This is a genomic window from Blastococcus sp. SYSU D00813, assembly GCF_054050735.1.
In genome coordinates this window covers 25,530-46,843 of sequence record NZ_JBJGZX010000034.1, presented here as the reverse complement: position 1 = coordinate 46,843, position 21,314 = coordinate 25,530, and the positions used below count along the sequence as shown (strand labels likewise).

24 protein-coding genes are annotated in these 21,314 nt (G+C 76.1%); 13 read left to right on the top strand and 11 right to left on the bottom strand.

Features of this window, described 5'->3' with window-relative positions:
* Nucleotides 1-334 precede the first annotated feature (334 nt).
* From ACI8AX_RS18940 to ACI8AX_RS18930, 3 genes are read left to right on the top strand one after another with little or no spacing between them, the layout of a single operon-like run.
* Nucleotides 335-1,165 (top strand): hypothetical protein, encoded by an 831-nt coding sequence (locus tag ACI8AX_RS18940; RefSeq protein WP_456551400.1) that lies wholly within the window; start codon nucleotides 335-337, stop codon nucleotides 1,163-1,165.
* Entirely contained in the window at nucleotides 1,165-2,958 is a 1,794-nt protein-coding gene (locus ACI8AX_RS18935) for a fumarate reductase/succinate dehydrogenase flavoprotein subunit (protein WP_456551399.1), read from the top strand. The genes ACI8AX_RS18940 and ACI8AX_RS18935 overlap by 1 nt, the downstream gene beginning before the upstream one ends.
* A 4-nt stretch (nucleotides 2,959-2,962) precedes the next feature.
* Nucleotides 2,963-3,718, top strand: a complete 756-nt coding sequence (locus tag ACI8AX_RS18930) for a succinate dehydrogenase/fumarate reductase iron-sulfur subunit (protein WP_456551398.1) — start codon at nucleotides 2,963-2,965, stop codon at nucleotides 3,716-3,718.
* 145 nt (nucleotides 3,719-3,863) lie between these two features.
* Here the strand turns inward: ACI8AX_RS18930 and ACI8AX_RS18925 are convergent, their stop codons facing one another.
* From ACI8AX_RS18925 to ACI8AX_RS18915, 3 genes are all read right to left on the bottom strand, one after another.
* Nucleotides 3,864-4,085, bottom strand: a complete 222-nt coding sequence (locus tag ACI8AX_RS18925; protein WP_456551397.1) for a hypothetical protein — start codon at nucleotides 4,083-4,085, stop codon at nucleotides 3,864-3,866.
* A gap of 1 nt (nucleotide 4,086) precedes the next feature.
* Nucleotides 4,087-4,668, bottom strand: coding sequence for a gamma carbonic anhydrase family protein (locus ACI8AX_RS18920; RefSeq protein WP_456551396.1), 582 nt, complete (start codon nucleotides 4,666-4,668; stop codon nucleotides 4,087-4,089).
* Between the two features lie 97 nt (nucleotides 4,669-4,765).
* Nucleotides 4,766-6,190, bottom strand: a complete 1,425-nt coding sequence (locus tag ACI8AX_RS18915; protein ID WP_456551395.1) for an MFS transporter — start codon at nucleotides 6,188-6,190, stop codon at nucleotides 4,766-4,768.
* Between the two features lie 149 nt (nucleotides 6,191-6,339).
* Between ACI8AX_RS18915 and ACI8AX_RS18910 the strand changes: the two genes are divergently transcribed.
* Both ACI8AX_RS18910 and ACI8AX_RS18905 read left to right on the top strand, forming a co-directional pair.
* A complete protein-coding gene (locus tag ACI8AX_RS18910; protein ID WP_456551394.1) occupies nucleotides 6,340-6,903 on the top strand; it encodes a TetR/AcrR family transcriptional regulator in 564 nt (187 codons plus the stop codon).
* 56 nt (nucleotides 6,904-6,959) lie between these two features.
* The gene (locus ACI8AX_RS18905; RefSeq protein WP_456551393.1) at nucleotides 6,960-8,426 is read left to right on the top strand and encodes a protein adenylyltransferase SelO; all 1,467 of its coding nucleotides are present in this window, start codon (nucleotides 6,960-6,962) and stop codon (nucleotides 8,424-8,426) included.
* 19 nt (nucleotides 8,427-8,445) lie between these two features.
* On the opposite strand, the gene ACI8AX_RS18900 is transcribed toward ACI8AX_RS18905, so the two are convergent.
* Nucleotides 8,446-8,655 (bottom strand): hypothetical protein, encoded by a 210-nt coding sequence (locus ACI8AX_RS18900; RefSeq protein ID WP_456551392.1) that lies wholly within the window; start codon nucleotides 8,653-8,655, stop codon nucleotides 8,446-8,448.
* Between the two features lie 146 nt (nucleotides 8,656-8,801).
* Here ACI8AX_RS18900 and ACI8AX_RS18895 point away from each other — a divergent pair, with 146 nt between their 5' ends.
* Entirely contained in the window at nucleotides 8,802-9,155 is a 354-nt protein-coding gene (locus ACI8AX_RS18895) for a hypothetical protein (RefSeq protein ID WP_456551391.1), read from the top strand.
* Between the two features lie 73 nt (nucleotides 9,156-9,228).
* On the opposite strand, the gene ACI8AX_RS18890 is transcribed toward ACI8AX_RS18895, so the two are convergent.
* Genes ACI8AX_RS18890 through ACI8AX_RS18880 form a run of 3 tightly spaced genes read right to left on the bottom strand, consistent with a single transcriptional unit; the run spans nucleotide 9,229 to nucleotide 10,038 of the window.
* On the bottom strand, nucleotides 9,229-9,621 hold the full coding sequence (locus ACI8AX_RS18890) for a nuclear transport factor 2 family protein (protein WP_456551390.1): 393 nt from the start codon (nucleotides 9,619-9,621) through the stop codon (nucleotides 9,229-9,231).
* A 23-nt stretch (nucleotides 9,622-9,644) separates the two neighbouring features.
* Nucleotides 9,645-9,806 (bottom strand): hypothetical protein, encoded by a 162-nt coding sequence (locus ACI8AX_RS18885; protein ID WP_456551389.1) that lies wholly within the window; start codon nucleotides 9,804-9,806, stop codon nucleotides 9,645-9,647.
* A 34-nt stretch (nucleotides 9,807-9,840) separates the two neighbouring features.
* The gene (locus tag ACI8AX_RS18880; RefSeq protein WP_456551388.1) at nucleotides 9,841-10,038 is read right to left on the bottom strand and encodes a ferredoxin; all 198 of its coding nucleotides are present in this window, start codon (nucleotides 10,036-10,038) and stop codon (nucleotides 9,841-9,843) included.
* Between the two features lie 97 nt (nucleotides 10,039-10,135).
* Here ACI8AX_RS18880 and ACI8AX_RS18875 point away from each other — a divergent pair, with 97 nt between their 5' ends.
* The 3 genes from ACI8AX_RS18875 to ACI8AX_RS18865 are packed head-to-tail and all read left to right on the top strand — an operon-like array spanning nucleotide 10,136 to nucleotide 12,274.
* Nucleotides 10,136-11,449 (top strand): cytochrome P450, encoded by a 1,314-nt coding sequence (locus ACI8AX_RS18875; RefSeq protein ID WP_456551387.1) that lies wholly within the window; start codon nucleotides 10,136-10,138, stop codon nucleotides 11,447-11,449.
* Entirely contained in the window at nucleotides 11,446-11,613 is a 168-nt protein-coding gene (locus ACI8AX_RS18870) for a hypothetical protein (protein ID WP_456551386.1), read from the top strand. The genes ACI8AX_RS18875 and ACI8AX_RS18870 overlap by 4 nt, the downstream gene beginning before the upstream one ends.
* Nucleotides 11,614-11,638: 25 nt before the next feature.
* On the top strand, nucleotides 11,639-12,274 hold the full coding sequence (locus tag ACI8AX_RS18865) for a TetR/AcrR family transcriptional regulator (protein ID WP_456551385.1): 636 nt from the start codon (nucleotides 11,639-11,641) through the stop codon (nucleotides 12,272-12,274).
* Between the two features lie 34 nt (nucleotides 12,275-12,308).
* On the opposite strand, the gene ACI8AX_RS18860 is transcribed toward ACI8AX_RS18865, so the two are convergent.
* The gene (locus tag ACI8AX_RS18860) at nucleotides 12,309-13,079 is read right to left on the bottom strand and encodes an SDR family NAD(P)-dependent oxidoreductase (RefSeq protein ID WP_456551384.1); all 771 of its coding nucleotides are present in this window, start codon (nucleotides 13,077-13,079) and stop codon (nucleotides 12,309-12,311) included.
* Between the two features lie 555 nt (nucleotides 13,080-13,634).
* Here ACI8AX_RS18860 and ACI8AX_RS18855 point away from each other — a divergent pair.
* Both ACI8AX_RS18855 and ACI8AX_RS18850 read left to right on the top strand, forming a co-directional pair.
* A complete protein-coding gene (locus ACI8AX_RS18855; protein WP_456551383.1) occupies nucleotides 13,635-14,099 on the top strand; it encodes a DNA glycosylase AlkZ-like family protein in 465 nt (154 codons plus the stop codon).
* A gap of 114 nt (nucleotides 14,100-14,213) precedes the next feature.
* A complete protein-coding gene (locus tag ACI8AX_RS18850; RefSeq protein WP_456551382.1) occupies nucleotides 14,214-14,459 on the top strand; it encodes a hypothetical protein in 246 nt (81 codons plus the stop codon).
* Here the strand turns inward: ACI8AX_RS18850 and ACI8AX_RS18845 are convergent.
* Nucleotides 14,444-15,133, bottom strand: coding sequence for an NADPH-dependent F420 reductase (locus ACI8AX_RS18845; protein WP_456551381.1), 690 nt, complete (start codon nucleotides 15,131-15,133; stop codon nucleotides 14,444-14,446). The genes ACI8AX_RS18850 and ACI8AX_RS18845 overlap by 16 nt on opposite strands.
* Nucleotides 15,134-15,259: 126 nt before the next feature.
* Between ACI8AX_RS18845 and ACI8AX_RS18840 the strand changes: the two genes are divergently transcribed.
* Both ACI8AX_RS18840 and ACI8AX_RS18835 read left to right on the top strand, forming a co-directional pair.
* A complete protein-coding gene (locus ACI8AX_RS18840) occupies nucleotides 15,260-15,934 on the top strand; it encodes a hypothetical protein (RefSeq protein WP_456551380.1) in 675 nt (224 codons plus the stop codon).
* An 88-nt stretch (nucleotides 15,935-16,022) separates the two neighbouring features.
* Complete coding sequence (locus ACI8AX_RS18835; protein ID WP_456551379.1) at nucleotides 16,023-19,388, top strand: BTAD domain-containing putative transcriptional regulator; 3,366 nt, start codon at nucleotides 16,023-16,025, stop codon at nucleotides 19,386-19,388.
* On the opposite strand, the gene ACI8AX_RS18830 is transcribed toward ACI8AX_RS18835, so the two are convergent.
* Nucleotides 19,332-20,015 carry a hemerythrin domain-containing protein gene (locus ACI8AX_RS18830; protein WP_456551378.1) on the bottom strand — a complete coding sequence of 228 codons (684 nt, stop codon included), beginning with the start codon at nucleotides 20,013-20,015 and terminating at the stop codon, nucleotides 19,332-19,334. The genes ACI8AX_RS18835 and ACI8AX_RS18830 overlap by 57 nt on opposite strands.
* Before the next feature lie 162 nt (nucleotides 20,016-20,177).
* Nucleotides 20,178-21,257 carry a DUF2855 family protein gene (locus tag ACI8AX_RS18825; protein WP_456551377.1) on the bottom strand — a complete coding sequence of 360 codons (1,080 nt, stop codon included), beginning with the start codon at nucleotides 21,255-21,257 and terminating at the stop codon, nucleotides 20,178-20,180.
* Between the last annotated feature and the right edge of the window lie 57 nt (nucleotides 21,258-21,314).

The following is a 21,314-nucleotide window of genomic DNA, read 5'->3' as shown; positions in this document are numbered from 1 at the left end:
CCCCCCCCCCCCCCCCCCCCCCCCCCCCCCCCCCCCCCCCCCCCCCCCCCCCCCCCCCCCCCCCCCCCCCCCCCCCCCCCCCCCCCCCCCCCCCCCCCCCCCCCCCCCCCCCCCCCCCCCCCCCCGCGCTCGTGTGACGCCGGGCACACCCGCGTCTCCGCAGCCCTTCCCTCCGGACGACGTCCGTGGTCGGATGCGCCCCACCGCCATGCGGCGGCGCGTCAGCAACGGTGCTGGAGGCGCTCATGGACGACGTGTCGTTGGAGGCCCCCGCCGGGGCTCATACCCCTGGCGTCGCCACGACGCCCCTCCTCGGCGGCCGGCGGACCACGCCGTGACCGCGACCGCTCCGCGCAGAACCGGGGCGGTCACCCCCGGGCGCGGCACGAGCGAGACCCCGCCCCGCCGCGCGGCCATCGCGGCGCGCACCCTGCGCACCGACCGGTGGTGGCTGCAGCCGCTGATCACCGTCGTCGTCCTGGTGCTCTTCATCGCCTACTCGACGTTCCGCGCGTTCCAGAACGCCCACTACTTCGCCGAGCCCTACATCTCGCCCTTCTACTCGCCGTGCATCACGACGCAGTGCGAGGGCGACACGTTCCCGGAGCTGTTCACCGGGCCGTCGTGGATCTCCCCGGCGATCTACATCCTGGTGATCCCGCTCGGCTTCCGGCTGACCTGCTACTACTACCGCAAGGCCTACTACCGGTCGTTCTGGCAGTCACCGCCCGCGTGCGCGGTCGCCGAGCCGCACCGCCGGTACACCGGCGAGACCCGGCTGCCGCTGCTCGGCCAGAACCTGCACCGGTACTTCTTCTACGCCGGCCTCGTGTTCAACGTGATCCTCACCTACGACGCCGTGCTCGCCTTCCGCGACGAGACCGGCGCCTGGGGGCACATGGGGCTGGGCACGCTCGTGCTGCTGGCCAACGCCGCGCTGCTGTGGCTCTACTCGCTGTCGTGCCACTCGTGCCGGCACATCGTCGGCGGCCGGCTGAACTCCTTCTCCCGGCACCCGCTGCGCTACCGGTTCTGGACGGTCGTCTCGCGGCTCAACGCCGACCACATGAAGTTCGCGTGGATCTCCCTGTTCGGCGTCGCGTTCGCCGACCTCTACGTGTTCCTGCTGGCGACCGGCACGATCTCGGATCCGAGGTTCTTCTGATGGTGGAGCTCGAACGGCACGAGTACGACGTCGTGGTCGTCGGGGCCGGCGGCGCCGGCCTGCGGGCGGCGATCGAGGCGCACGAGCAGGGCGCCCGGACGGCGGTGGTGTGCAAGTCGCTGCTGGGCAAGGCGCACACCGTCATGGCCGAGGGCGGCATCGCCGCGGCGATGGCCAACCTGTACCCGGAGGACAACTGGCGGGTGCACTTCCGGGACACCATGCGCGGCGGGAAGATGCTCAACCACTGGCGCATGGCCCAGCTGCACGCGCAGGAGGCGCCCGACCGGGTCCGCGAGCTCGAGGACTGGGGCGCGCTGTTCGACCGCACCCCCGACGGGCTGATCAGCCAGCGCGACTTCGGCGGCCACCGCTACGCCCGGCTGGCCCACGTGGGCGACCGCACCGGCCTGGAGCTGATCCGCACGCTGCAGCAGCGCACGGTCGCGCTCGGCGTCGACGTGTACATGGAGTGCACCGTCACCCGGCTGCTCACCGACGCCGAGGGCGTCACGGGGGCGTTCGGCTACTGGCGGGAGTCCGGGCGGTTCGTGGCCTGGCAGGCCCCGTCGGTCGTGCTGGCCACGGGTGGGATCGGCAAGTCCTACAAGGTCACGTCGAACTCCTGGGAGTACACCGGCGACGGCCACTCGCTGGCGCTGCAGGCCGGCGCCTCGCTGGTCAACATGGAGTTCGTCCAGTTCCACCCGACCGGGATGGTCTGGCCGCCGTCGGTCCGCGGGATCCTGGTGACCGAGAGCGTGCGCGGCGACGGCGGGGTGCTGCGCAACTCGGCCGGCAACCGGTTCATGTTCGACTACATCCCGGACTTCTTCCGCAAGGAGACCGCGGAGACCGAGGACGAGGCCGACCGCTGGTACGACGACAAGAAGAACAACCGGCGCCCGCCCGAGCTGCTGCCGCGCGACGAGGTCGCGCGGGCCATCAACAGCGAGGTCAAGGCCGGCCGCGGCAGCCCGCACGGCGGGGTCTTCCTCGACATCGCCTCCCGCCGCCCGGCCGAGTACATCCGCCGCCGGCTGCCCTCGATGTACCACCAGTTCAAGGAGCTGGCCGAGGTCGACATCACCGCCGAGGCGATGGAGGTCGGGCCCACCTGCCACTACGTGATGGGCGGGGTGGAGGTCGACCCCGACAGCGAGGCGGCGCGCGTTCCGGGGCTGTTCGCCGCCGGCGAGGTCGCCGGCGGCATGCACGGCTCCAACCGGCTGGGCGGCAACTCGCTGTCGGACCTGCTGGTGTTCGGACGGCGTGCCGGCGCCGCGGCCGCCGAGCACGCGCTCAAGCGGGCCGGCGCGGTGGCGCTGGCCGAGGAGGGGCTGACCGAGGCGGCCCGCGCCGCGCTCGCGCCCTTCGAGCGGGAGGGCGGGGAGAACCCCTACGCCGTCCAGCAGGACCTGCAGCAGACGATGCACGACCTGGTCGGGATCATCCGCACGGCCGCGGAGATGGAGCAGGCGCTCGAGCGGATCGAGGCGCTGAAGCAGCGGGTGGCCGCCCTGTCGGTGGAGGGGCACCGGCAGTACAACCCCGGCTGGCACCTGGCCCTCGACCTGCCGCACATGCTGCGGGTCAGCGAGTGCATCGCGCGGGCCGCGCTCGAGCGGCAGGAGAGCCGCGGCGGGCACACCCGCGACGACTTCCCCGCCACCGACGCCGAGTGGGCGAGGACCAACCTCGTCTGCGCGCTGGCCCCCGACGGCTCCGTGTCGGTGACCCGGCAGCCGCTCCCCCAGATGCCGCCCGAGCTGGCCGAGATCTTCGAGGGCTGACGCGATGAGCTACGACGCGACGTTCCGGGTGTGGCGCGGGGACGCCTCCGGCGGCGACCTGCAGACCTACACGGTGCCGGTGAACGAGGGCGAGGTCGTGCTCGACGTCGTCCACCGGCTGCAGGCGACCCAGGCCGGCGACCTCGCCGTCCGGTGGAACTGCAAGGCCGGCAAGTGCGGCTCGTGCAGCGCCGAGATCAACGGCCGGCCGCGGCTGATGTGCATGACCCGGATGAGCACCTTCGCCGAGGACGAGACGGTCACGGTGACGCCGCTGCGGACCTTCCCGGTGGTCCGCGACCTGGTCACCGACGTCTCCTACAACTACGAGAAGGCGGCGCAGATCCCGGCGTTCACCCCGCGCCCGCGCGATGCCGACGGCAACCACCGGATGCAGCAGGTCGACGTCGAGCGCTCGCAGGAGTTCCGCAAGTGCATCGAGTGCTACCTCTGCCAGGACACCTGCCACGTGATCCGCGACCACGAGGAGAACAAGGCCGTCTTCGCCGGGCCCCGGTACCTCATCCGGCTCGCCGAGCTGGACATGCACCCGCTGGACACCGTCGACCGCCGGGGCCTGGCGCAGGACGACTTCGGCCTCGGCTACTGCAACATCACCAAGTGCTGCAGCGAGGTCTGCCCGGAGGGGATCCACCTCACCGACAACGGGATCATCCCGCTCAAGGAGCGGGTGGTGGACCGCCGCTACGACCCGCTCACCTGGCTCGGCTCGAGGATCCGGCGCCGCCCCCGGGACTGACCGGCGGGGGCCGGGCGCCCGCCCGAGGAGCGCCCGCGCCGCGGTCCGGACGTGGGTCCCGCCGCCGCCCCCGGGCTGCCGGCGGTGTCCGGACGCCGCCGGGGCGATCGGGCCGGCAGGGTCCGGGAGTCCCCGGCAGGGCGGGTCAGCCGGCCTGGCCCTCGGCGGCCCGGCGCTCCGCCCCGGTCTCCTCCGCGTAGCCGGCGTCCTGCCCGGCCACCCGGCCGACCGCGGTCCCCGACCCGCCGGTGCCGGTCGTCGCACCGGCGTCGGGATCGCCCGAGTCACCCCCGCCGCTCGCCCGCGACAGCGCCTGCGCGTCGTCGCGGTCGACGTCCTCCTCCCCCGGCCGGGGATCGGCGCCCACGTCAGTACATCCCGTCGCCGGCGACCATCCCGGCGGCGGGCAGCGGGCGGCGGACCACCGGCCGGACGCGGCGGGCAGCGGGCAGCCGCCGGGTGTAGCTCTCGGCGTTCCCGCGGATGTGCGCGAGGTCGTCCTCCGTCGCCGCCCGGACGACGCGGGCCGGCACCCCGGCGACGACCGACCACGGCGGCACCTGCGTGTTCGGGGTGACCACCGCGCCGGCGGCCACGATGGAGGCACCGCCGATGTACGCCCCGTTCATGACGATGCTGCCCATGCCCACGAGGACGTCGTCGTCGATGCGCGCGCCGTGCAGCACGACCCGGTGCCCGACGGTGACCCCGCGGCCCACCACCAGTGGGAAGCCCGGGTCGGAGTGCAGCGCACACCCGTCCTGGACGTTGGTGTCGGGCCCGAGGACGATCGCCTCCTCGTCGGCGCGGGCCACCGAGCCGTACCAGATGCTCGACCGCGGCCCCATCGTCACCGCACCCACGACCACCGCGGTCGGGGCGACGAAGGCCTCGTCGTCGATCTCCGGCCGGCCGAACGGCAGTTCGGCGATGTAGTTGTCCCGCTCCATGGCGCCCTCCCGGTCCTCGCGCGGTGCCCGCAAGAGTGGCCTGGGTCACACCCGTGGCGCCAGAGGCTGCGCCGCCCCGGACGGCGCGGCGGCCGGCTCAGGCCCGTTCTGCGCGCGCCGGGACGAACAGCGCGGCCGCCGCGGCCAGCAGCGCCGCCAGCGCGCAGACCACGAACAGCACCCGGTAGGCGGTCAGCGAGGGCAGCGCGGACCCGCCCAGCGCGATGGTGCTGGCGGCGAGGATGCTGCCGCCGACGGCGCTGGCCAGGGAGCTGCCCACCGCGCGGAGCAGGGAGTTCAGCCCGTTCGCCGCCGCGATCTCGTCGCGGGGGCTGTGCTCGTTGATCAGCGAGGGCATGGCGGCGTAGCCGATGCTCGTGCCGATCCCCACCACGGTCGCGCCGATGACGACCTCGGTCAGGGAGCCGGTGAAGACGATGCGGAACACCCAGCCGAGGGCGACCACCACGCCGCCCAGCGCGAGCACCTGCGGCGCCCCCCGCCAGGCGATGAGCCGCGCGGACAGCGGTGCGAACACGAGCATGCAGAGACCACCGGGCAGCATGGCCAGACCCGCGACCACGATCGAGGAGCCGAAGCCGTAGCCGCTGGCCTCGGGCGCCTGCACGTAGGACGCCGTCCCGATGAGCGAGGCGAACAGCGCGAAGCCGAACAGCAGCGACGCCAGGTTGGTCAGCACGATCGGCCGGCGCCGCATGGTGGAGAGGTCGACCAGCGGCTGGGCGATGCGCGTCTGCGACCAGCCGAAGACCAGCAGCAGCACCGCGGCGAGCACGAGCAGGCCGACGACCCCGCCGGAGGTCCAGCCCCAGTCCGCCCCCTCGGCGAGCGGGAGGAGCAGCGCGACGAGCGCGCCGCCGAGCAGCAGGGTGCCGACGACGTCGACCCGTCCACCGGTGCGGCCGGGTGCCTCCGGGACGGCGAGCAGGATGCCGACGAACGCGACCGCGGCCACCGCGCCGGAGATCCAGAAGAGCGCGTGGAAGTCGAAGTGCTCGGCGATGACGCCCGCGAACGGCAGGCCCAGCGCGCCGCCCACGCCGAGCATGGCGCTGATGAGCGCGATGGCCCCGCCCGACCGCTCTCGCGGCAGCAGCCGGCTGAGCAGGCTGATCCCGAGCGGGATCGCGGCGGTCGAGACGCCCTGGATGCCCCGGCCGACGATCAGCAGCGCGACGTCGCTGGTGGTCGCCGTGACGAGCGAGCCCACGACCAGGGCGCCGATCGCGACCAGCAGCATCCGCCGCGCGCCGAACATGTCGCCGAGCCGGCCGAACAGCGGTACGGCGACGGCGGCCACGAGCAGCGTCGAGGTCAGCAGCCACTGGACCGTGTCGGCCGAGGCGTCGAGCGTGGCGGGCAGGGTCGCCAGGACGGGGATGAGCAGCGACTGCGCCAGCGAGACGACCAGGGCGCCGGTGCCGACGAACAGCAGCCACGGCCACGTGCGGGCCGGCGGGTCGAGGGCGCGGGCAGGAGCGTCGAGGGTCTGGGTGGTCATGCGGGAGGGCTCCCTCGGGCGGGGCAACGGGTGGAGCGGCGAGCCGGCGTCGTCGCCGGTGGTTGCCGACAGCAACCACCCGCCGTCCGTAGTCAACGGCGTTGACCCATTGGTGTCAACAGCGTTGACAGGTATGGGAGCGTGCTGAGGTGACGATCACAGCGACCGGAGCCGGGGCGAGCACCCGCGCGGCGATCGCCGTCGCGGCGCGTGCGCTGTTCGACGAGCGCGGGTTCGCGGCGACCTCGGTCCGGTCCATCGCGGCCGCGGCGGGCACCGACCCGGCGCTGGTCATCCGGCACTTCGGGTCCAAGGAGCAGCTGTTCGTCGAGGTCGTCGGCCTCACCGGCAGCACGGGCCCCGAGCTCGACGGACCGCTGGAGACCCTGGGCCGGCGGCTGGTCGCCCACGTCCTCGACCCCGAGCGGGAGGCCGAGCGGCGCGCCTACGCCACGCTGGTGCGCGCCTCGGACCACGACGCCGTCCGGGAGAGCCTGCGCCGGGCGGCGCGCGTCCACTTCATCGACGGGCTGACCCGCCGGCTGCCCGGGCCGGACGCGGCGGCGCGGGCCGAGCTGGTCGCCGCGCAGATCGGCGGGCTCATGCAGGCCTGGCCCGCGGTCGGCGAGGACCTGCTGACCGCGGTCGGCCGCGAGCGGGTGGTCGAGCTCTACGCCGCCGGGATCCAGGCGCTGGTCGACGCCCCGGCCTGAGCACCGGCCGGTCGTCCACCCGGTGCGGGGGGCGGGCGGGTCGTACCGTCGAGAGGGTGAGCATCGCGCCGCCTCCCACCGTCTCCCTCGGCGACCGCTTCGCCCGCGAGCTGCCGGAGATGGCGTTGCCCTGGCAGGCCGCAGAGGCGCCCGAGCCGCGGCTGCTCGTGCTGAACGAGCCCCTGGCCGCCGAACTGGGGCTGGACCCGGCCGCGCTGCGCACCGACGAGGGCGTCCGCCTCCTGCTGGGCACCGCCGTCCCCGACGGCGCCCGGCCGGTCGCGCAGGCCTACGCCGGGCACCAGTTCGGCGGCTACAGCCCGCGCCTGGGCGACGGCCGCGCGCTGCTGCTCGGCGAGCTCACCGACCCTGCGGGCCGGCTGCACGACCTGCACCTCAAGGGCTCGGGGCGCACGCCGTTCTCGCGCGGCGGCGACGGCTACGCCGCCGTCGGCCCGATGCTGCGCGAGTACGTGGTCAGCGAGGCGATGCACGCCCTCGGCATCCCGACCACCCGCTCGCTCGCCGTCGTCGCCACCGGCCGCCCGGTGTACCGCGAGACGGCGCTGCCGGGCGCCGTCCTCGCGCGGGTGGCCAGCAGCCACCTGCGGGTCGGCAGCTTCCAGTACGCGCGGGCCACCGGTGACGTCGACCTGCTCCGCCGGCTCGCCGACCACGCGATCGACCGGCACCACCCGGCCGCCGCGGAGGCGGAGAACCGCTACCTGGGTCTGTACGAGGCGGTCGTGGCCGCCCAGGCGTCGCTCGTGGCGCAGTGGATGCTCGTCGGGTTCGTCCACGGCGTGATGAACACCGACAACACCACGATCTCCGGCGAGACCATCGACTACGGGCCGTGCGCCTTCATGGAGGCCGTCGACCCGAACACGGTCTACAGCTCGATCGACGCCGGCGGGCGCTACCGCTACGGCAACCAGCCGCTGGTCGTCGAGTGGAACCTGGCCCGGTTCGCCGAGTCGCTGCTCCCGCTGCTGGCGGAGGAGCAGGAGCAGGCCGTGGAGATCGCCGTCGCGGCGCTGCAGGGGTTCCGGCCGCGGTACAGCGCCGCGTGGACGGCGGGCATGCGGGCCAAGCTCGGCCTGCCCGAGGGCCTGGCCGACGACGTCACCGCCGCGCTGGCCGACGACCTGCTCGAACTGCTGCAGGCCGGCCACGTCGACCACACGTCGTTCTTCCGGGCGCTCGGCCGGGCCGCCCGCGGCGACGTCGCCCCGGCGCGGGACCTGTTCCTCGACCTCGCCGGGTTCGACGCGTGGGCCCAGCGCTGGCGGGCCCTGGAGCCGGACGCCGCCGCGATGGACCGGGTCAACCCCGTCTACGTCCCGCGCAACCACCTCGTCGAGGAGGCCCTCGACGCGGCGACCGGCGGCGACCTCGCGCCGTTCGGCCGGCTGCTGGAGGCGGTGTCCCGGCCGTTCGAGGAGCGGCCGGGCCTGGAGCGCCACGCCCAGCCGGCGCCGGCGGACTTCGGCGCGACCTACCAGACGTTCTGCGGCACCTGACCCCTCGACGCAGGAGGGGTCAGCGCAGGACGTCGCGGGAGACGTCGGTGACGATCGCGCGGAACGTGGTGGTGTCGACCTCGTCGTCCACGGTCACGCGGACGACGTCGGCGACCTGCTGCTCGCTGGTCGGGCGCAGAGCGGCGGCGCGGGCCGCGGCCACGAGGTGGAGGTAGCGGACGCGGTGCTGGTCGCCGGACGCCGGCTGGTTGCTGGAGTGCGTGTGCATGCCTCGACGGTGACAGCCGTCACCGTCCGCTCCGGGGACCACCGCCGGGCGTGCCGGACCGATCCGTCCCCGTCGTCACACCCGCCCCGGCGACCACCGCCGTCCGGCCCTTCCCACCCGGTGCCGGGACTGCCGATGGAGGGGGCATGCGCGCCAGCCACCTCGCCACCGCCCTGACCGCCTTCACCGCCGGCCTGTCGGCCGCCACCGTGCTGAACGCCCGCCGCGCCGAGCGCCGCCGCCCGGCTGCCACCGCCGCCCCGGCCGTCGCCGCCCCGGTCGCCACCCCCGCGCCCGTGCTGCCCGCCGCTCCGGAGACCGACGGCGTCGTCCTGCCGTTCCTCCGCACCGTCGCGGCTCCCCCGGCCCCGGCCCCGGCCCCGGTCGCCGACCGCCCGGCCCGCTGCGGCGACAGCGGCGGCCTGACCCGCGCCGGCGCCCCCTGCGGCGCGCGCGCCACCAGCGGCGGCCGCTGCCACCACCACCCGCTGGCCGCCTGAGCCCGGCGGCGTCACGGCCCCCTCGCGGGGGCTCGCTGCCAGCTCGCGAGCGGAGGGGGCGAGGGGGCCTTCGTCAGGCGGGATCGGCGGTGAACTCGCGGCGGGCGATCCGCCACGCCCCGCCGACCCGCCGGAACTCGTCGAGGACCCGGCCGGCGCTGACGACGGCAGCGCCGGCCAGGACGACGATCGACGAGCGGCACGTGGCCGTGTCGCCGTCGACGTCGATGACGTGGTTCAGCGACAGCCGGTGCACCGATCCCGGCCGCAGCCCCGCCGCGAAGGCCTCCAGGGCGTCCCGGCCCACCACGTCGTCCCCGCCCGTGCCGCCGCCGACGAACACGCCGTCGTCGGTGTAGAGCGAGGCGAACGTCGCCGCGTCGCCGGCGTCGAGCGCGGACACGTAGCGGGCGTAGACGTCGCGGATGGCGTCGCGGTCCTCGGCGGGGGTCGGCACGGCGGGCATGCTCGCACCCCGCCGCCCGGCGGTCAGCCCGCGGCGGCCGGCGCGGGGACGGCGGCGGCGAGCCGGCGCTGCTCGACGACCTGCGCCGCGAGGGCCTGCAGCCGCGCCCCCACCAGGTGCCGGGTCGGGGCGACGTCGTGCACGTGGGAGCTGCAGGGGACCAGCAGCCCCACCCGGCCGTCCACGCGGAGCTCGCCGTCCTGCTCCGACGGGTGGCCCTCAGACGTCGGAGACGGTGATCACCGACGCCGGGCAGGCGGCGGCGGCCGCGCGGGCCGCGTCGGCGTGGGCGGCGCCGGGAGCGGGGTCGAGCAGCACGACCAGGCCGTAGTCCTCGTCCTGGTCGAACAGGTCCGGCGCGGCCAGCACGCACTGACCGGCGCCGATGCACATGTCGCGGTCCGCCTCGACCCTCACGGCCCCTCCTCCGTCCGTGCACGACACGCATCTGTGCACGACGTGCATGTTGAGACTAGCGTCACCTCCTGACGGTCGCCGGAGAGAGGACGCACGGATGAGCACCGACAGCGCGCAGGCCGACAGCACGGTCGAGCGGGTCACGATCGAGATCCGCCGGCCGATCGCCGCGGACCTGGTCGAGCACCCGCCGGGCTGCCCGTTCGACCCGGCGCCGGGCATGGTCGAGCGCCGTGGCCGGGGCGCCGTGCAGCCGCTGCGCCTGCTCAACGGCGTGGGCGCCTACCTCGTGACCGGGTTCGAGGAGGGGCGCTCCGTGCTGGCCGACCCCCGGTTCAGCGCCGACAAGATGCGCAACCGCGAGGCGACGTCCTTCCAGCCGGAGGAGGTCGCGGCGATGGGTGAGGCGGCCGAGCGGGGCGGGTGCCCCGTCGTCCCCGCGTCCGAGGCGCCGCCGCGCGGTGACGGCTACTTCGTCTTCATGGACCCGCCCGAGCACACCCGGCTGCGGCGGCTGCTCACCGGCCAGTTCACCGTGCGCCGCATGCAGGCACTCGAGTCGCGGCTGCGGGAGATCGCCGCCGAGCAGATCACGGCGATGCAGGCCGCCGGCACCGAGGCCGAGCTCGTGTCCGCGTACGCGCTGCCCATCCCCTCGCTGATGATCTGCGAGCTCCTCGGCGTCGACCCCGAGGACCGCGAGGCCTTCCAGCACAACACCTCGGTCGGCACGAACGTGAACGCCAGCGACGAGGAGAAGGCGGTCGCGGGCGGCGAGCTCTACGCCTTCATGCAGCGGCTGGTGACCGGCAAGCGCGCGGACCCCGGCGACGACATCCTCTCCGGGCTGGTGCGCGCCACCGACCCGGAGCTGACCGACCAGCAGCTGGTCGACATGTCGCTCGTGCTGCTGGGCGCCGGCCACGAGACGACGGCGAACATGCTGAGCCTCGGCGCACTGGCGCTGCTGTCGCACCCCGAGCAGGTCGAGGCGCTGCGGGCGGACCCGGCGCTGTTCGACAACGCCGTCGAGGAGCTGCTGCGCTACCTGAGCATCGTGCAGTTCGGCGTCACCCGGATCGCGATGGAGGACCTCACGCTCGGCGGCGTCGACGTTCCGGCGGGGGCGACGGTCATCGTGGCGATGCCCGAGGTGAACCGGGACCCGGGGCACTTCCCCGACCCCGACCGGTTCGACGTCACCCGCCCGCGCACCTCGCACCTGGCCTTCGGGCACGGCGTGCACCAGTGCCTGGGCCAGCAGCTGGCCCGCATCGAGATGCGGATCGGGCTGGAGGAGCTGTTCACCCGGCTGCCCGGGCTGCGCCTGGCCGTGCCGGTGGAGGAGGTGCCGGTGAAGAACGAGATGCTCATCTACGGCCTGCACTCGCTGCCGGTCACCTGGGCGTGACCGACCCGGGCCGGGTCGCCGTCGTCACCGGCGCCTCGTTCGACCTCGACGGCGCCGCGGCCGGGGCCGTCGCCGCCGACCTGCGCACCACGGGGGCGCAGGCCGCCGGCTTCCTCACCGCTCGGGTCCTCGGCGTCGACGGCGGCCTGCACCCGAGCGGCTGAGATGGCGGCGGGTACACAGGTCGGCGTGGACGGCCGGACGGCGACGGCAGGGCGCCGGGAGCAGAAGAAGAGCGCGACCCGCGCGGCGATCCGCGAGGCCGCCCTCCGGCTGGCCGTGCGCGACGGCGTCGAGAACGTGACCCTCGAGCAGATCGCGGCCGAGGCCGACATCGCGCTGCGGACGTTCTTCAACTACTTCTCCAGCAAGGAGGAGGCCGTGGTGGCCTCCGCCGCCGGCGACTTCCATCGGTTCGTCGCCGAGTTCCGGGCCCGACCGCGCGCGGAGTCGGTGCTGACGGCCCTGCGCGAGGCGGCGCTGCTCGCACTGGACCGGGCCGCGGCCGACGACCGCGACCACGTGGTGGCCCTGCAGGTGATCCGCGGGCAGCGGTCGCTGGTCCCCCAGCTGCTGGCGGCGCTCGCCGCGCAGGAGACGGTGCTCGCCGAGGCCATCGCCGAGCGGCTGGACGCGGAGGCGGCCGCCTCGGTCTACCCGCGGCTGTGCGCGACCACGGCGCTGGCGGGGATGCGCGTCGCCCTCGACCGGTGGCTGGAGGGCAGCGCCGTCCCCGCGTTCGCCGACCTGCGCGCCGAGCTGGACCAGGTCCTGTCGGAGCTGGCCGCCGGGCTCGACCGGCCGGGGGTCCCGGAGGGCGCGTGAGGCGCCCCCCGGGGACGGCGCCGGGAGGTGGGCGTCAGGCGTTGAACCGCAGGGCCCCGTCGAGCCGGATGACGTGGCCGTTCAGGTAGTCGTTCTCGGCGATCTGGTACGCGAGCTTCGCGTACTCCGCCGGGCGGCCCATGCGCTTGGGGTTGGGCACGACCTTGCCGTACATCTCGTCGGCCTTGACCGGGTCGGGGAAGGCCGGCGTGAGGAAGGTGCCGGGCGCGATGCCCATGACGCGGATGCCGGCCGGGGCGAGGTCGCGGGCCGCGGCCAGGGTGAGGGCGATGACGCCGCCCTTGGCCATGGCGTAGCTGGTCTGGCCGGGCGCGGCCTCGAAGCCGGCGATGCTCGCGGTCATGATCACGACGCCGCGCTGGTCGTCCTCGAGCGGCTCGTTGCCCTGCATGGAGGCGGCCGCGCGCGACAGCACCCGGTAGGTGGCGGTGTAGTAGTACTCGGTCGTCTGGAGGAAGGCCTCCATCGGCATGGGCTTGCCGTCGCGGGAGACGATCCGCTGCGCGGCACCGCCGCCGGGGCCGCCGTTGACGATGACCGTGACGCGGAGCGGGCCGAGCGACTGCGCCTTCGCGACCGCGGCGTCGACGGACTCGTCGCTGGTGACGTCGGTGTGCACGAACTCCACGGCGTCGCCGAGGTCGGCCACGATGGCCTTGGCCTTCTCCTCGTTGACGTCGGCGATGACGACCTTGAGGCCCTCGGCCGCGTACTTGCGGACGGTCTGCTCGCCGAAGCCGCCGGCGCCGCCGACGACGAGTGCTGATGCTCCAGTGAGGTCCACGGTCTCTCCGCTCTCCGGGACGCGTGCCACCGACGCGTCGCGCCCGGGACTGTAGGTGGCCGCGATCACGCCGGAGGCGGCCCGCCGTCCGCGGGGGTGCGCCGTCGGCCCAGCCTGCCCGCTGGGGCGCGCCCGCACGGGCCGGCCGGCGGTCGGGACGACGGGACGGAGCCGGGATGCACCGGCGCCTCGCGGCATCCGGCGCGGGAGACCGAGGTGATCCCCCCGCGGTGCGACGGGACCGGGGACGACGTCCGGTCCTGTCCGGGGACGCGGACGAGCCCCGCGCACCAGCCCTCCCCCGAGGCGGTGCGCGGGGCTCCTCGCAGTTCCCCCTGCCGCCGGTCCCCCCGTGACCCGGCGACGAGGACGACTCTGCCGGTCGTCCCGCAGCATCCGCGCAGCCGTTCCGCACGATTCCCGCAAGAGACGGGAACCGTCACCCCCCTCCGCCACACTCCGGGACCGTGGGTGCGCAGGTCCTCGACCGCCGGGCGCTGAACCGCGCCACCCTGGCGCGGCGAGCTGCTGCTGCGCCGCGACCCACGGGGTGCGGTGGCCGCGGCGAGCGCCGACCTGCGGGCGTGGTGCGGGCTCAGCGGGCTGCCCGCGGTGCTGGCGCGGGTACGGCCGCGGCTGCGGTCCTCCCGCGGCGAGCGCGGCCGCGAGCTGCTCGACGTGCCCGACGGCCTCCTGCCCGACGGCGCGGAGCCCGCACCGGTCCGGTTCCTGCCCGCGTTGGACGACGCCGTCCTCGGCTACGACGACCGGTCCCGGGTCATCGCTGCTGAGCACCGGGGGCTCAGCGTGGCCGGCGCGCGGGTGGTGCTGGTCGACGGGTTCGTGTCCGCCACCTGGACGAGCCGGGACCGGGCCGACGGCGGGGTGGACGTCGCGGTGCAGCCGCTGCGGCCGCTGTCGGCGCCCGAGCGGGAGGAGACGCAGGAGGAGGGCGAGCGGCTGGCCGGCTTCCTCGGCGACGGCGTCCCCGGCGGGTTCGCGGTGGCCGCCGGCGGCTGAACCGGCCGGTCGGGCGCCGCCCGAGCCGTCGCTCGCTCCCGGGCGGCTGTGCGTCTGGGAGCGGGAGGCGGCGGGAGCCCCCACGGAGGTCCCGCCGCCCCTACGCTGCCCGCCGTGTCCGATGCCCCGACCCCCACGGCCGCCGAGCCGGCCCCCGTGTGGCTGGAGGGCGGGCTCGCCCTCGCTCTGACCCTGTGCTTCGTGATCGCGCTGGTCCTGAAGCTGAACGAGCACGACGGCTCACCGACCGCGCAGTTCGTCCTGCTCGGGGTGGCGGCCGTGCTGGCGCTGGCGCTGGTGGCGGTCCGCCGGTGGGGCGCAGCGCCCGACGTCTCGCAGAACGGTCACATGTCGCGGTAGCGCACCGCCGCGGCCAGCTTCTCCCGCGCGATCTCCGGCGTCGCCGGGCGGCCGGGGCCGGGGAACTCCGTCCCGGGCGCGAGGTACAGCCCGGCGTACGCGGCGGTGTCGCGCTGGTAGCGCCAGCCCTCGGCCAGTGGCCCGGCGTCGTAGGCGTCGTAGCCGAGGGAGTCGAGGAACGCGGTCACCGTGCGCTTGGCGTCCGCGTCGTCGCCGGCGATGACCAGGACCGACCGGTCCGGGGAGCCGGCGGGACGGCCCAGGGTGGCCAGGTGCTCGAAGTAGATGTTGTTGAAGGCCTTCACCACGCGGGACTCCGGCAGGTGGGCCTGCAGCAGCTCGCTCACCGTCGTCGACTCGTCGTCGAGCTCGGGGATCTGCCCGTCCCGCTGCGGGTAGTAGTTGTTCGTGTCGATCACGACCTTGCCGCGCAGCGGCTCGACGGGGACGTCGCGGTAGGCCTTCAGCGGGATCGTCACCACCACGAGGTCGCCGGCCGCGGCCGCCTCGGCCGGGGTCGCCGCCCGGGCGCGCGGGCCGAGCTCGGCGACGAGGTCGGCGAGGGTCTCCGGCCCGCGGCGGTTGCTGAGCACCACGTCGTGGCCGGCGGCGACCGCCAGCCGCGCGATGGTGCCGCCGATGTGACCGCTGCCGATGAGTCCGAGAGTCGTCATGCCGGCGCCAAGTCCGTCGCCCCAGCGGTCATTCCCGGGAGGCCGACGGTGCCGGCGCGCCCGGTGCCGGGGCGCGTCCAGACGGTTGCCGCCGGATTGCAAGAGGGCGCCGCCACCGTCGGCGCCATGACGACGACGTCCTCCCCCGTCCCCCCGTCCCCCCGTCCGCACGGCTGGCGGCTCGCGCTGGTCGCCTCGGGCGTGCTCGCGCTCGCCGGCGGTGCGCTGCACCCCGACTCTGACGGCACCGCCCCGCTGCGCGAGGAGCTGGCGGTGATGACCGCGGACCCGAGCTGGGTGCCCGGCCACTCGCTGCTCGTGCTCGGCACCGTGCTGCTGGTCGGCGCCCTGTACATGGCCCGTCTCCAGCGGGTGTGGCCGCGCGCGACCGACCGGGCCGTCGCGGCCCTGACCGTGGCCCTGGGTCTGTACGCCGTCGAGACGGTGTTCCACCTGGCCGCGGCGGTCGACTCCGACGCGCTGCACGCCGGGCACGCCGCCCCCGTCGCGTCCACCCACATCGGGCTGGCCGCCGTGCTGTACCCGGTGAGCGGGGTCGCCCTCGTCGTCGCCGCCACGACCCTGGGGCGGGCGCTCGGCGGTGCCGCGCGCCCAGTGGCCGCGGTGGGGGTCGTGGGCGGGCTGGCGCACGCGGTCTCGGTCCCGCTGACGCTGCTGCTCCCCGGGGCCGAGCTGACCCCGGTCTTCGCCGCCTCGGGTGTGCTGATGGCGCTGTGGGCGATCGGCACCGGGGTCGTCGGCGCCCGTGCCCGGGTGGCGGTGCCGGTCGCGGTGGGCTGACCCGCGCGACGGTGCCGGCCGCGCCCGGCGCCGTCGTCGCGCGTCCGGACCCCCTCCGCGACCCCTCCGCGCCCCTACCATCCGCGCCGTGCAGGTCAGGGTGCTCGGCGGGCTGGAGGTGCTCGTCGACGGCGCGCGCGCCGACCTGGGCGGGCCGAAACCGCAGGCCCTGCTGGCGCTGCTGGTGTCGGCCGAGGGCCGGCCGGTGTCGGTGCCGCACCTGGTCGAGCAGATCTGGGGCGAGGACCCGCCCGCCCGCGCCGAGGCCTCCCTGCAGTCCTACGTGGCGCGGCTGCGCAAGGAGCTGGAGCCCGCGCGGCGGGCCCGGGCCACGACCGACCGGCTGCGCACCCACCCCGGCGGCTACTCGCTGGCCGTCGCTCCCGCGGACGTCGACGCGCGGCGCTTCGCCGACCTCGTCCGCCGGGCGCGGGCGGACCGGGACGAGGCGCTGTTCGCCGAGGCGCTGGCGCTCTGGCGGGGCGAGCCCTACGCGGGGCTGACCGGCACGTGCCCGTCGCTGGCCGCCGAGGCGGTGCGGCTGACCGAGCTGCGGCTGTCGGCGCTGGAGGACCTGTGGCGGCTCCGGCTGGACCGGGCGCACCCCGACGCCCCGGCCGAGCTGGAGCAGCTGGTGCGGCTGCACCCCTCCCGCGAGCGGCTGTGGGGCCTGCTCGCGCTCGCGCAGTACCGGACCGCGCGCCAGGCCGACGCCCTCGACACCCTCCGCCGCGCCCGGGCGCACCTGGCCGAGGAGCTGGGCATCGACCCCGGTCCGGACCTGCGGCAGCTGGAGGCCGCCGTCCTCCGGCAGGACCCGGCCCTCGACGCGCCCTCTCCCGCGCCTCCACCGCCCCCGGACCCGGCAGGGCCGGCGGCGACCTCGCCGGGACTCGTCGGCCGCGACGCCGAGCTGGCCGAGGTCGACCGGGTGCTCGCCGCGGCGGCCGGCGGCCGGGGGCGCGTCGTCCTCGTCCTCGGCGAGCCGGGCATCGGCAAGACGCGGTTCACCGAGGAGGTGCTGACGCGAGCGGCCGCGACCGGTGCCCGGACCGGCCGCGGCGCGTGGGAGCCCGACGGCAGCCCGCCGCTGGAGGGGTGGACGGCGGCGGCCCGCGCGGCGCTGGGCCGGCCGGGGGTGCTGGCGCCCACGCCCGGCGAGTCGCGGGACGCCGCGGCGGAGAGCTACCGGCTGGCCGAGGCGCTGCTGGCCGGGGTCGGCGACGGGCCGCCGGTGGTGCTGGTGCTGGACGACGTCCACTGGGCCGACACAGACAGCCTCCGGCTGGTGCGCCGCGTCGCCGCCCGGCTGGCGAGGACGCCGCTGGTCCTCGTCGTCGCGCTGCGGCCCGCCACCGGGGACACCCCCGCGCCGGTCGCCGACCTGCTCGGCGCGCTGGCCCGGCTGGACCCGCTGCGCCTGGAGCTGGACGGGCTGGACGCCGAGGCCGTCGTCGCCGCGGTCGAGGCGTCCACCGGCATCGGGCTGACCCCCGAGGTCGCCCGCGAGCTGGTGGCCCGCACCAACGGCAACCCGTTCTTCGTCTCCGAGGTGGTGCGCCTGCTGGCCGCCGAGGACGCGCTGACCGACCCGCACGCGCCGGCCTGGCGCACGGTGCCGCGCGGGGTGCGCGACGTGGTGCGGCAGCGCCTCGCGGAGCTGCCACCGGCGACCGCCCGGGTGCTGGCGGTGGCCGCCGTCGCCGGGCGCGGGTTCGACCTGCCGGTCGTCGAGCAGGCGGCCGGCCGGTCCGGCGCCGAGGTGGACGAGGCCGTCGAGGCGGCCCTCGCGCTCGGACTGGTGGAGGAGCAGGGACCGGGGCACTACCGCTTCCCGCACGCGCTGGTCCGCGACGCCGTGTACGAGACGCTGCCGGCCCCCGCGCGGGCGCGGGCGCACGCCGACGTCGCCGCCGCGCTGGAGGACTGGCACGCCAGCCGGGTCGCCGACCACGCCGCGGAACTCGCCGAGCACTACCGGCTGGCCGGCCCCGCGCACGCCCGGTCGGGGTGGAGCTTCGCCCGGCGCGCGGCGGAGGCGGCGGCCGCCGGCTCCTCGCACGACGAGGCGCGCCGGCTCTTCGCGCTCGCCGCAGACCTGCAGGCGCACGACCCCGCGGCGACCGGCGCCGAGCGGGAGGCGGTGGCCGTCGGGCTGGCCCGGGCGCTGCGCCGGCTCGGCCGGCCGCTGGAGGCCTGGCCGCTGCTGGCCGCCGCCGGGGCCGAGGCCCTGCGCCGGGAGGGGCCCCGCCGCGCGGCCGAGGTGCTGCTGGAGATCACCGAGGGCGCGGTGTGGGGCTGGCGGATGCGCGGGGCGGTCGACGAGACGGCCATCGCGCTGTGGGAGAGCCTGCTCGACGCACCGGACGGCGACCTGTCCCCCGGGCAGCGCGCCCGCGTGCAGGCCGCGCTGACCATCGAGTACCTGTACGCGCCCGGCACCACCGAGCGCAGCACGGCGCTGCTCGACGCCGCCATCGACGCCACCCGCGGGCCTGGTCTCACCGACCGCGAGCGGGCCGCCGTCCTGCACGTGACGACCGGGGCGCTGACCCGGCCGGGCCTGCTGCACCGCCGCGCCGCCGTCGTCGACGAGCTGGTCGCGCTGGACACGCGCACCGGCGACGGGGCGGCGCTGGCCTACGCGCTCACCCAGCGCGCCGCCGTCCGTGGCGAGCTGGGGCGGCTGGACGACGCCGGGTCCGACCTCGTCCGCGCCTCGCAGCTCGCCGAGCGGCACGCGGTGCCGCAGGTGCTGCTCATCGCCGGCTGGGGTCTGGCGCTGGTGCGGCAGGCCCGCGACGACATGTCCGGGGCCGAGGCCGACGTCGCCCGCCTGGAACGGCTCGCGCAGACGCTGGCGATGGCGGGGGTCGGGGTCGGGCTGGCGCAGCTGATCACCGTCCGCGAGGCGCAGGGCCGGCTCGCCGAGCTGGAGCCCGAGCTGAGCCGGGCGGCGGAGCACCAGCCGGGCGAGATGCGCGACGCGCACGCCCTCGCGCTGATCGCGGCCGGGCGGGCGACCGAGGCGCGGCTGCTTCTCGGGGCGTGGGCGGAGCAGCCGCCGATCAACCCCGACTACCTGTGGCTGAGCCTCACCACGCTGCGCGCCTGGGTGTGGCTGGACCTGCACGAGGCGGGGCTGGCCGGCGACGACGTGGTCGCCGACCTGCGGTCCCGGCTCGAGCCGTACGCCGACCTGTTCGCCGTCGGCGGGATGTCGGCGCTGTTCCTGGGCTCCGTCGCGCACACGCTGGCCCGCCTGGCCGCGGCGCAGGGCGACCGGGCCGCCGCACGCCGGTACGCGGAGTCCGCCGTCCACCGCCACGGGGCCGCGGGGCTGGTCCGGTGGGCGCAGCGGTCGGCGGAGCTCCTGGCCGGGCTGGACGCCGGCGCCTCAGGGCGTCGCGGTGCCGTGGATGACGAGGGCGTGCTTCCGGAACGCCCGGCGTGACAGCTTCGGCACGAGGAACCGCACCGGGGCCGGCGCCGCGGCCAGCATCGCCGCGATCGCCTCCGGCTCCCCCTCGTACTGCAGCATCCCGAACACCAGCGACATCTGGTCCCGGCGGTTGCTCTTCCGGGCCCGCTCGCCGATCTCGTGCCACTCCTCGGCGGTGAGGTTCCGGGCGATGATCGGCAGCAGCCGCTCCTCCTCGGCGTCGAGGTGCTCGGAGAGGTGCGCGTAGGCCTGGTCGAGCAGGTCGGCCAGCCGGTCGCGGTCGGCGGCGCCGGCGGTGACCGCCCAGCGCGGCCGGATCTCCTCGATGCCGGCGAGGATCTCGGCCACGCGCTCGTGCTGGGCCTCCATCAGCCGCACGATCGGGGCCAGCTCCTCGGGCACCCGCTCGAGCAGCTTGGGCCAGATCATCTCGTCCTCGCCGGTGTGGTGGTGGTGCAGCGTCCGGGTGAGGAACTCGACGTGGTCGGCGACGACCCGCGCCCGCCGGCCGTCGCCCTCCTCCACGCGGCGGACGACGCCGCCGGCGAGCCGGAACTCGCGCCGGAAGAAGGTGTGGACGGTGTTCATCTCGCGGGTGTCGATCGGGGCGGTCGGCGTGGTGGGCGTGGTGGCGGTCATCGCGGTCTCCTCGGGGTCGGGCCGTTCTCGGCTGGTCCGACCCTCGGGCGCGGTGTCTGCATCCCTCTTGCACCCGTCTTGCACCCGCGACCGCCCCCGGGCGTGTGCGCCCACGCGGCGGATCGAGGCCGGTCCCGCGGCCTGGGCGCACCCGCTCGGCGGCTACAGCGAGAACACCAGGCCCTCCCGCGGGTCGACGTCCCCCTTCAGCAGCGCCGCGTAGGCGTCGGCGAGGGCGTCGGCCCCCGTCGCGTGCCGGAAGGTGACGAGTCGGGGCAGGCCGGTGGTGGCGAACGACGCCCACGCCGCGCCGAGCAGCCGGGCGAACGGCAGCTGCCCCAGCTCCGCGGCCCGCTCGTCGGCGACGTCGGGGGCGAAGAACCACACCGGCCGGGGCCCGCGCAGCCCGTCGGCCCCGAGGTCCACCTGCTCCCAGTGCGTCGCGCCCACCATGACCGAGGCCCGGAGGCGGTCGGCGGAGGTCCGGTGCACGGCGGCGCGGACGGCGGCGTCCCCGGCGATGTCGACCAGGACCAGCCCGCCGGCGGCAGGCAGCGACGCGATGTCGTCGTAGCCGAGGACGCGGTCGTAGAGGCCCGTCGCGACGGTCGGGCCGACGCGACCGGCCGACGTCAGGCCGAGCAGCGCCGGCCGGTCCTCGCGCTCCCGGACCGCGGCCGCCGTGCACAGCGCCGTCCGGCTCGAGGCCGAGGTGAGGACGACGGTGTCCGCGCCGTGCCAGCCGGCCCGCGCGAGCTGGTCGGCGAGGAGCCAGCCGGTCAGGAACAGCGGGCGCACGACCACCGCGGCGTCGTCGAGATCGGGCGGGAACCCGGTCCGCGGGGTCGCCCGGAGGTAGCGGTTGTAGGTCGGCGGCAGGTCCGCGCGGGCGGCCGACGAGTCGAGGAACCCGGGTCCGGACGGCGTCACCTGCAGGGTGACCCGGGTCGACATCGGCCAGTACCCGTAGAAGCGCTCGCCCGGCGCGATGCCCTCGACGCCGGAGGCCTCGGCCCGGCCGAAGCCCCAGGCGGGGATGCGGCCCCAGCCCTCCGGCGCGGGGAAGAAGTCCCAGTAGCGCAGCTGGTCGCCGAGCACGGCGTAGGTCAGGTTGTTCGCGGTCAGGCCGAACCGCTCGACGGTGAACTGCACCGTGCCCTCGGCCACCTCGGTCGCCGCGGCCTCGCCGTCGTCGACACGGGTCGTCCGGGGGTCGTCCCGCCGGACCAGGAAGTCGGTCATCTCGTGCTCCTCTGGGCTGGCCGGCCGGGTCGCCCGGGGCGACCCGGCCGGGACGGG